Source organism: Pseudoalteromonas sp. APC 3355, assembly GCF_030407615.1.
Lineage (GTDB): Bacteria > Pseudomonadota > Gammaproteobacteria > Enterobacterales > Alteromonadaceae > Pseudoalteromonas > Pseudoalteromonas distincta.
Map to the genome: position 1 here is coordinate 206,782 of NZ_JASDDB010000008.1, position 12,294 is coordinate 219,075.

Annotated in this window: 11 protein-coding genes; 8 read left to right on the forward strand and 3 right to left on the reverse strand. The window is 39.4% G+C overall.

The features are described 5' to 3' along the window. Positions 1 to 9 precede the first annotated feature (9 nt). The 6 genes from QMA08_RS12330 (at position 10) to QMA08_RS12355 (ending at position 6,324) form a co-directional block, all read left to right on the forward strand. A complete protein-coding gene (locus QMA08_RS12330; protein ID WP_200219529.1) occupies positions 10 to 672 on the forward strand; it encodes a methylamine utilization protein in 663 nt (220 codons plus the stop codon). Next, positions 665 to 2,980 carry an EAL domain-containing protein gene (locus QMA08_RS12335; RefSeq protein ID WP_200219528.1) on the forward strand — a complete coding sequence of 772 codons (2,316 nt, stop codon included), beginning with the start codon at positions 665 to 667 and terminating at the stop codon, positions 2,978 to 2,980. The genes QMA08_RS12330 and QMA08_RS12335 overlap by 8 nt, the downstream gene beginning before the upstream one ends. After that, a complete protein-coding gene (locus QMA08_RS12340; protein WP_290174609.1) occupies positions 2,967 to 3,800 on the forward strand; it encodes a DUF3034 family protein in 834 nt (277 codons plus the stop codon). Before QMA08_RS12335 ends, QMA08_RS12340 begins: the two co-directional genes overlap by 14 nt. Next, on the forward strand, positions 3,800 to 4,219 hold the full coding sequence (locus QMA08_RS12345; RefSeq protein ID WP_200219526.1) for a group 1 truncated hemoglobin: 420 nt from the start codon (positions 3,800 to 3,802) through the stop codon (positions 4,217 to 4,219). The genes QMA08_RS12340 and QMA08_RS12345 overlap by 1 nt, the downstream gene beginning before the upstream one ends. Positions 4,220 to 4,396: 177 nt before the next feature. After that, entirely contained in the window at positions 4,397 to 5,491 is a 1,095-nt protein-coding gene (locus tag QMA08_RS12350) for a capsular biosynthesis protein (protein ID WP_234047860.1), read from the forward strand. Further along, the gene (locus tag QMA08_RS12355; RefSeq protein ID WP_200219524.1) at positions 5,491 to 6,324 is read left to right on the forward strand and encodes a sulfurtransferase; all 834 of its coding nucleotides are present in this window, start codon (positions 5,491 to 5,493) and stop codon (positions 6,322 to 6,324) included. Before QMA08_RS12350 ends, QMA08_RS12355 begins: the two co-directional genes overlap by 1 nt. A 305-nt stretch (positions 6,325 to 6,629) precedes the next feature. Here QMA08_RS12355 and QMA08_RS12360 read toward each other — a convergent pair whose 3' ends face one another. Further along, the gene (locus tag QMA08_RS12360) at positions 6,630 to 6,989 is read right to left on the reverse strand and encodes a DUF5522 domain-containing protein (protein ID WP_004335496.1); all 360 of its coding nucleotides are present in this window, start codon (positions 6,987 to 6,989) and stop codon (positions 6,630 to 6,632) included. A 43-nt stretch (positions 6,990 to 7,032) separates the two neighbouring features. On the opposite strand from QMA08_RS12360, the gene QMA08_RS12365 reads away from it, so the two are divergent. After that, positions 7,033 to 7,359, forward strand: coding sequence for a hypothetical protein (locus QMA08_RS12365; protein ID WP_290174610.1), 327 nt, complete (start codon positions 7,033 to 7,035; stop codon positions 7,357 to 7,359). 276 nt (positions 7,360 to 7,635) lie between these two features. Here QMA08_RS12365 and QMA08_RS12370 read toward each other — a convergent pair whose 3' ends face one another. Then, positions 7,636 to 8,604, reverse strand: a complete 969-nt coding sequence (locus QMA08_RS12370; RefSeq protein ID WP_154903726.1) for a class 1 fructose-bisphosphatase — start codon at positions 8,602 to 8,604, stop codon at positions 7,636 to 7,638. Positions 8,605 to 8,758: 154 nt separating this feature from the next. Here QMA08_RS12370 and QMA08_RS12375 point away from each other — a divergent pair, with 154 nt between their 5' ends. Next, positions 8,759 to 11,188, forward strand: coding sequence for a zinc-dependent metalloprotease (locus QMA08_RS12375; RefSeq protein WP_200219523.1), 2,430 nt, complete (start codon positions 8,759 to 8,761; stop codon positions 11,186 to 11,188). A 110-nt stretch (positions 11,189 to 11,298) separates the two neighbouring features. Here the strand turns inward: QMA08_RS12375 and QMA08_RS12380 are convergent, their stop codons facing one another. Continuing rightward, a complete protein-coding gene (locus tag QMA08_RS12380; protein ID WP_024595182.1) occupies positions 11,299 to 12,072 on the reverse strand; it encodes a YggN family protein in 774 nt (257 codons plus the stop codon). Positions 12,073 to 12,294 lie beyond the last annotated feature (222 nt).

Consider the following 12,294-nt stretch of genomic DNA (forward strand, 5'->3'; position numbering starts at 1 on the left):
GGTATTGTTATGTTTGAACGGGCATTGCAAAAGTTTGCTAAAAGTCATTACTTTTTAGCTATAGGTTTGTTTTTTAGTCAGTTTGCTTTAAGTGCAAATATTGAACTAGTAATAGAAGATCAACACGGCCAAAAGTTATCAGGTGCTGTGGTTGAGCTAAATATTGCTGGTAAACAAGCCACACCATCAAATTTGCCCATTGCTATAATGGATCAAGTCCATAAGCAGTTTTTACCCGAATTATTAGTTGTACAACAGGGTCAAAAAGTTAACTTTCCTAACAGCGATAATATTCGCCATCATGTTTATTCTTTTTCACAAGCTAAGCCTTTTCAACTAAGATTATATTCAGGCCAACCAAAAGAGCCCATTACGTTTGAGCAACAAGGGGTTGTTGTTTTGGGGTGTAATATACATGACTCTATGGTTGGCTATATTTATGTAGCTAACAGCGAATTCGTATATAAAACAGATAAAAAAGGCTATGTAAGTTTGCCTATTAATACACTGCCTGCACAAGTGAGTGTATGGCATCCATTACAAACAGCACCATTGGAGAATAAAAAAATGATAACAATTAATTCTCAAAAACAGTTACAGATAACAGTAAACACATCAACTCCAGCACCTAGAAATACCTTTGGTAGTAAGTTTAAGGCTGGTAATGACTAATAGTTTACGAAATCGCATAACCATTTTATGTGTTGGCTTAGTGTTATTAACCACTATGGTCAGTTTGTTTAGTTTTTGGTGGTCTACAAGTAAGTTTCAAGAAGAAAAAGTAAATCAAGATATTACCGTAGCGCAAAATGTTTATAAGCAATATTTAAAGTCAAAAGAAAGCCTACTGTTAACCGCTGCAAAAGTACTCACCTCCGATTTTGGTTTTAAGCAAGCTGTAGCAACGCGAGATGCAGGTACAATCAGCAGCGTGTTGTTTAATCACAGTCAGCGTATTGATGCCGAATTAATGTTGTTACTTGATTTATCGGGTAAGCTAATTTCCGCTAATACTGATGAAGACGTTTTTGCACACAACTTAAAGCCCTTGATGGAAGAGCTTTTAAGTGCGCCAGAAGAGTCTAGCTTTGTGGTGCTTAATAACGAACTGTATCAAATTATTTTATTACCTGTAAAAGCGCCACGTACAGTAGCCTATAGTTTGGTGGGCTTTAAAATTGACGACAATGTAGCCCATGAACTAAAAAGCTTAACAGGCATGGATGTAAGTTTTATAGGCAGTGCTGACGATATTGTTATTAGCTCATTAGCTAACCGCCCTGAGCAATTTGAACCTGTTAGCTATTTTAGTACCGTAACCACATCGCGGTTTTTTGGTGAGTATTTAGTGTATCGTAACCGAGATATAGATTTACCATCGTTGTTGACCCATCCCATAATTATTTTACTGAGTGCCGATTTAACACAAAGTTATAGTGACTTCGAAAAACTGCTTTTTACACTCATTATTTTAGCTATTTTAACTATGTTGGTGGGTGTTATTACAAGCAGCATATTTGCAAATAATTTAACTACGCCACTTACTCAATTAGCTGTAATAGCAAGGCAATTTGCACAAGGTAATTATGCATTTGAATTCAAAGGGCGAAGGCAAAGTACCGAAATAGACACGCTAGTCGCAGCGTTTGATAGCATGGGTAATGATATTAATCAGCGCGAGCAACAAATTAGCTTTCAAGCTAGGCACGACTCCCTAACAGGCTTTTATAACCGCTCAGCAATGCTTGAGGTGCTTGATGATGAGTTAGATTCATCAGCCGAGTACACGCTCGTTGCAATAGACATAAAAGGTCTTCGCCACATAAACGATAAGCTCGGTCCGCGCATTGGTGATGACTGCCTAAAGGCCGTTGCTTGCAGAATAAGTGAGTTTTCGGATGAGTTAGGGGGCTTTCATGCCCGTATTGGCGGCGATGAGTTTTTAACTGTATTTCCGACTGCTGCAGCGCGTGAACACAAAAGCGGTATTGTTGGATTAATGGCACAATTACAAGCGTGCTACACCATTCAAAAACTAAAAATTAATTTACGCTTTAGTGCAGGCATTGTGCAGTATCCTACACAAGGTATTGCAAGTGATGACTTAATGCGCCGTGTGCTAATTGCAGTTGAAAGTGCTGCAAACAAACAAGAGAGCATACATTACTATCAAAATGGCGAAGACGAAGCGCACTTAGATCGCTTAATAATGCTTGATGAATTAAAGCAGGCTATTAGTGATGACGATGGTCAATTGTTTATGACTTATCAGCCAAAATTACATTTAAAATCGCAAAAAATAGATAAAGTTGAGTCGCTTATTCGCTGGCAGCGAAAAGATGGTAGCTGGGTCAATCCTGAACTGTTTATCGACTTAGCTGAGCAGTCGGGGCTTATTGTTGAACTTACTGGGTGGGTTGTTAATACGGTTGTAGCACAAGTAGCTGATTGGCAGTCTAAAAATATAAACTTACAGGCTGCAATAAATGTATCTGCGCAAGATATAGCATTTCCAGGCTTTCATGCAGCATTAGTTCGTACGCTTAAAAAGTACAAAGTAGATTCTAAGCTGATCACTATTGAGCTTACTGAGCGCGATATGATCGAAAACGAAGAAAAAGGTATTAAAGCGCTCGAAAACCTAAAGGCAATTGGCGTTAAAATATCATTAGATGATTATGGTGTAGGGCAAACATCACTTGGTAGATTAAAAATGCTGCCTATTGATGAGCTTAAGCTAGATAAGTGCTTTATCCTAAAACTTGATGAATCGCAAAAAGATCAATTTATAGTGCAATCATCAATTACGTTGGGACATCAGCTAGGGTTCTCGGTTGTAGCTGAAGGGGTTGAAACGCTTGGCTCATTAAATTTACTTAGAGGCATGCAGTGCGACCATGCACAAGGCTATTACTTAAGTAGGCCTTTAAAAGCAGAGCTATTAGAAGAATGGCTGGAGGAATACTATGCAAAAAATTAAATACTTATTAGCAAGTTTGTTTTTAATAGTTAGTGTGCCGAGCATTGCAAGCAATGGAAAACTGCTAGCTACGCCGGGAGTTTCTCAAATTGAAGGCAGTGGCGGCGGGGGGATTGTACCGTGGGCACAACTTGCTGGGTACGCAAGTGATGATGAATTCTCGGTAAATGGCTTTTGTAGCCGCGCAGATGTAACCGACTACACACTTGACGTATGTGGTGCACAACTTAATTTATTTAATCGTGTTGAGCTTAGTTATGCCCAACAGCGCTTTGATGTACCAGCACTTGATGCTGAAATAGAGCAATCAATTACAGGTGCTAAAATACGTTTGTATGGCGATATTGTTTACAGTGATTGGCCACAACTTAGCTTAGGGATTCAGCATAAATCACTGGATGATGGCAGTATTGCAACACTTGTAGGTGCAGAAGATACCAGCGGCACTGACTACTACCTCGCTGCTAGTAAATTACATTTAGGGGCTATTGCTGGCTATAACTGGTTTTGGAACGTAACTACACGATACAGCGAAGCTAATCAACTTGGTTTACTTGGTTACGGTGGAGAAAATACTAGCGGAAAAGTATTATTTGAAGGCAGCACAGCACTATTTTTTAGTCGCGAAATAGCCGTAGGTGTTGAGTATCGTCAAAAATCAAATAACTTAAACTTAGGCGAACAAGATTGGAAAGACTTATTTGTAGCGTGGATGCCTAACAAGCATGTGAGTGTGACAGCGGCTTACCTTGATTTAGGAAGCATTGCAGGGGCTGACGATCAAACAGGTTGGTATTTATCGGTAACAGGGTATTGGTAATGAAAAGCGTTGGTATTTTTTTGATTTTTTTAGGGTTGCTTAGTGGGTGTGCAAATTCTACTAAGCTCTCACTTTATCAAAAGCTGGATGGTAAAGCGGGGATAGGCAGAATTGTTGATAGCTTTATCTATCAAATAGGCAATGACGAGCAGATAATTCATTACTTTGAACACAGTAATATAGCGCATTTCCGCCAAGGATTTATTAATCATGTGTGCATGTTAGTAGAGGGCCCGTGTACATACGATGGCGACTCTATGGTGGCAATTCATACTGGTATGCATATTACAGAGAAAGATTTTAATCATGTTGTTGATTTGCTTATAAATGCAATGAATGAGCAAGATGTTAGCCATAGCTTACAAAACGATATTCTTTCTAGAATGGCGCCACTTCGTGATGAAATTATAAAAATGTAACTATAAAGCTTTCAAAGTAATTATTAAGTAAAGGGAACCTTGCTTTGATTGCATTGTCCACATAGAATTATTTCATAAAAACAACAATTGGCAAATATAGCTTGTATGGCTTATCTATTTATTTCTCGCAAAAATGTACACGCAAAATACTATAAAAAAATAATCAAAAGATTGTCGATGAATTGCCAATTACACATCATGGGAGCGCCTAAGCTTTCTGCTGTGAAATATTTAAAAGATGCGTTCCAAGTTAATTTTACTGGTGTAGTAAACTCTCAACTAAAACGTAAAAGAGCACGTAATACAACTTGGAATAATTCTATCATTACTGCGGTTTATAGTGCTGGTTTAGTTTTATTTGAACGATTACGATACGCTAAGTATTTAGCCTTATTAACCGAGACTAATCCTGAATGCATTGTTATTTGGAACGGCAATAAACTTCCAAATACAACCGTTGCTATGGCTGCAAAAGCATTAGGTGTAAAGCAGTTTTATTATGAAAATGGTTTACTACCCGGTACAAGCAGTTTAGACCCTAATGGTATAAACTATAATGCGTCGTTAAGCCGTGACCCTTCTTTTTACCTAAATTTTGACCCACAAAATAAGTTAAACTTTTCTGCGCCGGATTTGATTCCAAGAGCTGATCATAAAAAACGCTGTGAATTTGAGTGCGCCGATGTGCCAGAACGCTATATATTTGCGCCTTTTCAAGTACCTCATGATACTCAATTAGCTAGCTTTTCTCCGTGGATAAACTCTATGGACATGTTTTACGACGAGGTGATTAAAGCTGTCAAAAGCTTAAATGATCCAAGTTTAAAAGTGGTTTTTAAAGAGCATCCGTCGTGGCATAAGCATTACGCTCATCTTTATGAAAAAGATCCGATTGCAATCTTTGCTAATGGAAATCAAACGAGTGATTTGATTAAGTGCGCAGAAGCCGTATTAACGATTAATTCAACGGTCGGCTTAGAAGCATTACTGCTAAATAAACGAGTTTTAACTCTTGGACAAGCCTGTTACAACATTGAGGGTTTGGTAAAGCATGCGAGCACTGCAGAGCAGCTTGCAGCAAATCTGAACGAAGTAATGCAGGGCTGGCAACCAAATACATTATTAAAGGATAAGTTTTTTAGCTTTATTGAACATGTATATTGTATTCCTGGCGTTTGGAAACACACTGAAGATAAACACATTAAAGCGATTGAAGCGCGTTTTACGGGTAATGACGAGTTTGCTAAATATCATGGTGATAAGGAATCGTAGTGAAAAACCTAATTAGCTGTCAGCAATTACACGAGCAACTCCACAACCCTGCATTAGTGATATTTGATGCAGGTATGCTGCGCCCAGGTGTTTTGGGTACTTATTCGCCGCAAGCAATGCTGCCCAACGCTAAACGTTTTGACATAAAAATCGAGTTGGCCGATAGATCAAATTCCTTACCAAGTACGGTATGCAGCGAGCAGCAGTTTACCCACGTGATGCAAAATGCAGGTGTAAATAACGATTCGTTTATAGTTGTATATGAAGATGGCGGTTTATTTAGCGCAGCAAGGGCGTGGTGGATGTTTAAAGCTATGGGGCATCACAACGTAAAAGTACTCAGTGGTGGCCTTAAAAAGTGGTTAGAGAGCAGTTACGCCACACAGCAAGGTTATAGCAAATCGTTAGGTAAAGGTGATTTTACGGCAAGCTATAATTCTGAGTATTTTATCAATAGCCAACAAGTGGTTGACGCAATCGATGAGCCCAGCACTGTATTGCTAGATGCACGTGCTTATAAGCGTTTTACAGGCGAAGAAAGTGAACCCCGAAAAGGCATGCGTAGCGGGCATATCCCAAATAGTCGCTCGTTGCCTTTTATGGATTTACTTAATAAAGGTGAAGCTAAACCACTTGCCGAAATTAAAGCGATATTTAGTGACGTGGTTGATGATACGCAGCAGTTACAGTTTAGCTGTGGCTCAGGTATTACAGCCTGTGTTTTAGCGTTATTTGCTACTGAATGTGGTTACAGTAATTTAAGCGTTTATGATGGCTCGTGGAGTGAGTGGGGTGCAAGTGATTCATTACCCATCGCCACGGGAGAAAAATAGATGTGTTGGATATGTAAAGCTTGCTCACGTTAAAGCCGCAGCGCCTCTAAACCTCTTTGTGAATAACAGTATTTAAAAATATTACTCACAAGGAGAAGTGAAAGAGAAGAAAATGAGAAGGTAAAAACCAGTGCTTGCTCGTATTTGAATACTATTTTTATACAATCGCTTACTCTAAAAGCGCAGCGTCTCTAAATCTCTTTGTGAATAACAGTATTTAAAAATATTACTCACAAGGAGAAGTGAAAGAGAAGAAAATAAGAAGGTAAAAACCAGTGCTTACTCGTATTTGTATTAAATAGCTTTTACTTTCTAAAACCATAAGGGCAGTTTTTACAACCATTTTTGCAGCACGAACCACGCTTTAAAAAAAACCACTTACTAAATATCATGTAACCACTTTGCATGGTGTAGTCGAGCCCTTCAATTAAATTGTCGTTACCTCTATATTGCTTTGCAAAGTCTATTTGGGTTTTAATAGGTTGTGTATAAACACCCTCTAAAAAAGTATTTATTTTATTAAGCGTGCACTTGCGGCATAAACAACTTGTTGCTGTGATATCAAGCGGTAAAATAGCCGGCAGCTCATTGCACCAACACGCTGATATATCGTCTACATTACACGTTAAAGTACTGTGGCATTGAGTGCAGTTAAGTTCAGTCATTATAATTCTTTTTAGTAACAGTGAGCCAAGAATAACAAATATTATGAATACACAAAAAGCATTAGCTGAATTTATTACACTTGGTGAGCAAAGGGACGAAGCTATATCGGTTATCGTTTCAAGCCCTGCTGATAGCAATAAAACTCATTATACTCTCTCAACCGAGGTTTTAATTGATGTGCTTAAACGCTGTTTAAGTAACGAAATAGACTTAGATGATTTAGAGCTTTGGGCAAACGTAATTGAATCGCGAGATGATATTGATTGTACTGAGCACGAAGGTTTTATTTATGCGCTCAGTAATAGCGAGCAAATGGGAGAGCTTAATCATCAAAAGCTTGCTCAAATAGTTGCCTTAGTAAAAGTTTGATTTGTTTAAAAGCGAGGTGTAAAACCTCACCTACAAAATACACCAAACCGTAGGTGCGAATTTATTTCGCGCTCATGTAACGTGGCTTTGGTGTTTAAAAAGCGAGGTATAAAACCTCACCTACAACATGGGGCATAGACCTGTAAGTGCGAATTTATTTCGCGCTCATGTAACGTGGCTTTGGTATTTAAAAAGCGAGGTGTAAAACCTCACCTAAAAAAAACCGCACTTCAATTGAATGCGGTTTTTTAAATTGAGAACAACCGTTTTAAGCGATTATTTATGATATCCCAAGCACGTTTCTACTTCGTTTTTAGAACCTAAAATAACAGCTACTCGCTGGTGGATTGCATCAGGCTGAATATCCATAATACGCTCAGTACCGGTGGAAGCGATACCGCCAGCTTGCTCTACTAACATAGCCATTGGATTTGCTTCGTAAAGTAGGCGTAATTTATTTGGCTTTTTAGGATCTTTAGTGTCTGTAGGGTAAGTAAACAAACCACCACGGCTAAGCACGCGATGTACATCGCCCACCATTGCTGCAATCCAGCGCATATTAAAGTTTTTAGCGCGCGGGCCTGTATCGCCTGCTAGCAAATCATTGATGTAGTTTTGCATAGCTGGCTGCCAATGGCGTTGGTTAGACGTATTAATGGCAAATTCGTTTGTATCAGCAGGGATTTCGGCAAAATCTTGTGTAAGTAAAAAGCTGCCTTGTGTTTTATCAAGGGTAAACATGCGCGTGCCTTTACCTGTAGTCAGCGCAAGCATTGTTGATGGCCCGTAAAGTACGTAACCTGCTGCAACTTGTTTGTGGCCTGGCTGCATAAATATGCTTTGATCAGCAGCGTCAGAGCCTTCAGGCGCTTCCATAATAGAAAATATAGTACCCACAAGTGAGTTAATATCCGTATTTGACGAGCCATCGAGTGGATCAAATGCCACTATAAATTTAGCGTCTGGGTTACCTGCTACTGTGTAGTCTTCTTCTTCAGAGGCGATTGCTTTAACCGTACCTGATTCCAGTAAAATATCTTTTAACAGCTGATTAGATAATACATCGAGCTTTTTTTGAGTTTCACCTTGAATGTTTTCATCAAGGGTTGAGCCTAATACGCCAGAAAGCGCGCCTTGACCAACGCGAAACGAAATTTCTTTACATGCCGCTAAAACTGTTCGAATTAATGATAAAAGTTCTCTTGAACAACCATCTTCAAGTAATACTGGAGGGAGTCTACGCATTCTATTTTCCTGATAACGTGTTAAAACCAATCATAATGTGAGAGAGATTAGCTTAGAGCGCTGAAATTCGTCTTAAATAACTGTATTGTTTAAATAGCACCCTATAATGGGACCACCTAATCGTACTTAAAACACAAATAACAAAGATAAGATTATGAAAAAAATACCACTACTAAGTTACATATTCTTTACTGTGCTGTGCTCTATCATAACTCAAGCGCACGCAGCAATTAAGTCAATTGATGAATTTACTACGCAAATGAATCATTTTCCGGGCTATTATTCGTTTTTTTACGATACCCAAAACGGAAAAGTATATTTAAAAGTTGATAAGTTTGAACAACAATTTTTACTGCAGCAAAGCTTGCCTTACGGTATTGGCTCTAACGACATAGGCCTTGATAGAGGTCAGCTTGGTAATACTCACCTTGTGCAGTTTGAGCGTTTTGGCGACAAAGTAATGCTACGCGCTGTAAATACTTACTATCGTGCTAACACAAGTAACAAGGCTGAACAGCAAAGTATCAAAGAGGCGTTTGCATCAAGTATACTTGCTGGTTTTAAAGTAGTCGCAGAGGATAAAGCCACAGCACTTATTGATTATACGCCTTATTTATTAAGTGATGTACATGGCGTAAGTCGCAAGCTTGCTGCACGTAAGCAAGGCAACTTTAGCCTTGATGAATCACGTAGTGCCGTTTATATGAATCGCTCAAAAGCATTTGTAAAAAACACCGAGCTTGAAGCTGTACTTACATTTAAAGGCACAAAACCAGGTGAATTTGTTCGCCAAGTAAGTGCCGACCCTTATGCGCTTACTGTTCATATGCATCATTCACTTATTCAATTACCAGATGATAACTACACACCTCGTAAGTTTAATCCGCAATCAGGTTTTTGGAGTATAGAACATAAAGATTACGCAGCGCCGCTTGGTGAGTCTATGTATGTGCGTTATATACCACGTCATCGTCTAACTAAAAAGGACTCAAGCTTACCTATTAGTGAGCCTGTTAAACCAATCGTTTATTACCTTGATCCTGGCGTTCCAGAGCCCGTTAAAAGCGCTTTGCTTGAAGGTGGAAAATGGTGGAACGACGCATTTACGGCTGCAGGATATAAAAATGCATTTATAGTAAAAGTGCTGCCAAGTAGTGCCGACCCTATGGATATTCGTTACAACGTCATTCAATGGGTACACCGTGCAACGCGTGGTTGGTCATACGGAAGTTCTGTAATCGACCCACGTACAGGTGAAATACTTAAAGGGCATGTAACACTTGGCTCATTGCGTGTTCGCCAAGATATTTTAATAGCTGAAGCACTCGCTGCTCCTTATTTAAAAGGCAATGAAGTTGCTAAAAACTTGCAAGCAATGGCGCTTGATCGTATTCGCCAATTAAGTGCGCATGAAATTGGTCACACGTTAGGTATTGCTCATAACTTTGCGGCATCGGTAGGTGATAGAGCTTCTGTAATGGATTACCCACATCCGCTACTTAGTTTTAATGAACAAGGTAAGCTTGATGTAACGCGCGGGTATGCAACAGGCATGGGCGTATGGGATACCCAAGTAATTAAATATGGCTATAGCGATTTTACTAACCAAGATGAAAGCGCAGAACTCGCTGCTATTTTAAAGGAGAGCAAAGCCAAAGGCCTTGAGTTTATATCAGATAGCGACGCTCGTGCTAAAGGTGGCGCACATCCAACCGCTCATTTATGGGATAACGGCACTAATCCTTCGCAGGAGCTTTTACGAGTACTCGACGTACGTAAAAAAGCGCTTTCGCAGTTTGGTATTAATAATATTAAAACGGGCGATTCATTATCGCAATTAGAGGAAAAACTAGTTCCGCTTTATCTGTTTCACCGTTTTCAGGTTGAGGCTGCGGTGAAGCTTATAGCCGGTGTTGATTACGAATACGAAACACGCAGTGACTCACCCGTAAAAGGTGCGCAAGTGGTTGATAAAAAAATGCAACAAGAAGCGGTAAACGCTATTTTTGCAACGCTTAAGCCAAGTAACTTGTTACTTCCTGAATCGGTACTATCACTTATTCCACCAAAAGCATACGGCGAGTCTAAGTCGCGCGAGAGCATAGTGGGGCGCACAGGGTTAACGCTCGATGCAATGGCATTACCCGAGGTTGCAGTGCAGCACAGCTTGTCGCTTTTATTAAACGCACAACGTTTAAACCGCCTAGCGCAGCAGCAAGCACGTAGTAATGACTTTTATAGTTTAGATGAGTTACTTGAGGAGCTATATGGCCAAGTGTTTAACGCGTCATCACCTAATACAATGACAGGTAAAATAACTCAGCGCGTGCAATTTTTAACTGCAAAAGCCATGGCTGATTTAGTAGCAAGCGATAGTGCAAGCCCTGAAGTGCAAGCGCAGTTACGTTACTACTTAGTTAAATTGAGTGAAGACTTTAACCAAAACTCAATGCTGAGCCATACAAGTACTGGCGAGAGTGCGTTTAAGCAATATTTAGCTGAGCAAGTAAATCAGTTTTTAATTAAAGGGCAATGGCCAAACAACTTTAAAGTGCTGCCAATCCCACCGGGCTCACCAATTTAGAATAAAAAGTAGAAGCGCTTATTTTAAATCAATCATTTAATCAATCATAAAGCAAAACACCGAGTATATTTATACTCGGTGTTATTTTATTCTAAAAACGAATACGTACTCTAAGACTTTATTTGCACTAAATCGTAATCGGCCATACCAGGTACTATTGCCTGTAAGCGAGATTCGGTTACATCGAGTGCATTTAAACATTCGCAATACTCAGAAGCCTTAAGCTCTAATTGATGTGCCTTTTTTTGTAGCGATTTATCAATTTCTCTTGAGATAATATCCATGCGTTGCCCCATGTCGTTAATGCGATCTTCTATATTACCTTCACGCGATTTAAACGCATCTCCAAGTGATACCAAAATAGCACCTAACGATCCATGCACAGCAGAGTGAATTTGCTGGCTGATCTCTTTAGTAAAAAAATCATCTATTTGCGAAAGTGATTGAGGGGCTATAAAAAAGAAGTCATCTCCGCGCTTAAACTTATCCATTAGCGCGCGCTCTACATACTGCAATTGTGTTTTAAGTACTTCAGGTTCTTTGTCTGACATACCTTCAACTACGTGTTCAATAGCGCTTAAACCTAAGTTAACACCATCGGTAGCAAGGTTTACTAATTCGGGGACTGTGTGGCGAATACCATTACTAAACTGTTCGAGTACTTTGCTTTCGTCATCGCTTAAATCAACCCAATAACCGCGAATAAACAGTTGGTTATTGTTATTAATTTGGACACGAGTTTGGCCTTTATCTAATATGCGAATTGCATCGTCAGTAATAATTAAACCATGACGTAATTCAACATCGCATTGGGCTTGAGCAAAGACACTAGTGCTTGAGAGCGCCATGGATAACGCCAATATCGAACGAGATAGAAACGCCATAAACACCTCAAAAAGACTAAAATGGAAGGCGAGTAGGTTAACAAAAAAACAACTTTATGCAAGGGAAAATAAACCTATCAACTATCTCACAGAATAGTTGTATAGAGTGCAGCTTGAGTTTTTAGATACGGTTATGTTGGGCAAAATCAACAGTCCAACAAAGGGCTTAATATATAGCTAGAGAGGGTAGAATTGGCTCATAGTAAAATAAGAGCACGTGGT

What these genes read in the sequence shown, in the direction of transcription:
- QMA08_RS12330 (WP_200219529.1), top strand. Translation starts at nt 10, where the DNA reads ATGTTTGAACGGGCATTGCAAAAGTTTGCTAAAAGTCATTACTTTTTA.
- QMA08_RS12335 (WP_200219528.1), top strand. Translation starts at nt 665, where the DNA reads ATGACTAATAGTTTACGAAATCGCATAACCATTTTATGTGTTGGCTTA.
- QMA08_RS12340 (WP_290174609.1), top strand. Translation starts at nt 2,967, where the DNA reads ATGCAAAAAATTAAATACTTATTAGCAAGTTTGTTTTTAATAGTTAGT.
- QMA08_RS12345 (WP_200219526.1), top strand. Translation starts at nt 3,800, where the DNA reads ATGAAAAGCGTTGGTATTTTTTTGATTTTTTTAGGGTTGCTTAGTGGG.
- QMA08_RS12350 (WP_234047860.1), top strand. Translation starts at nt 4,397, where the DNA reads ATGAATTGCCAATTACACATCATGGGAGCGCCTAAGCTTTCTGCTGTG.
- QMA08_RS12360 (WP_004335496.1), bottom strand. Translation starts at nt 6,989, where the DNA reads ATGACTGAACTTAACTGCACTCAATGCCACAGTACTTTAACGTGTAAT.
- QMA08_RS12365 (WP_290174610.1), top strand. Translation starts at nt 7,033, where the DNA reads ATGAATACACAAAAAGCATTAGCTGAATTTATTACACTTGGTGAGCAA.
- QMA08_RS12370 (WP_154903726.1), bottom strand. Translation starts at nt 8,604, where the DNA reads ATGCGTAGACTCCCTCCAGTATTACTTGAAGATGGTTGTTCAAGAGAA.
- QMA08_RS12375 (WP_200219523.1), top strand. Translation starts at nt 8,759, where the DNA reads ATGAAAAAAATACCACTACTAAGTTACATATTCTTTACTGTGCTGTGC.
- QMA08_RS12380 (WP_024595182.1), bottom strand. Translation starts at nt 12,072, where the DNA reads ATGGCGTTTCTATCTCGTTCGATATTGGCGTTATCCATGGCGCTCTCA.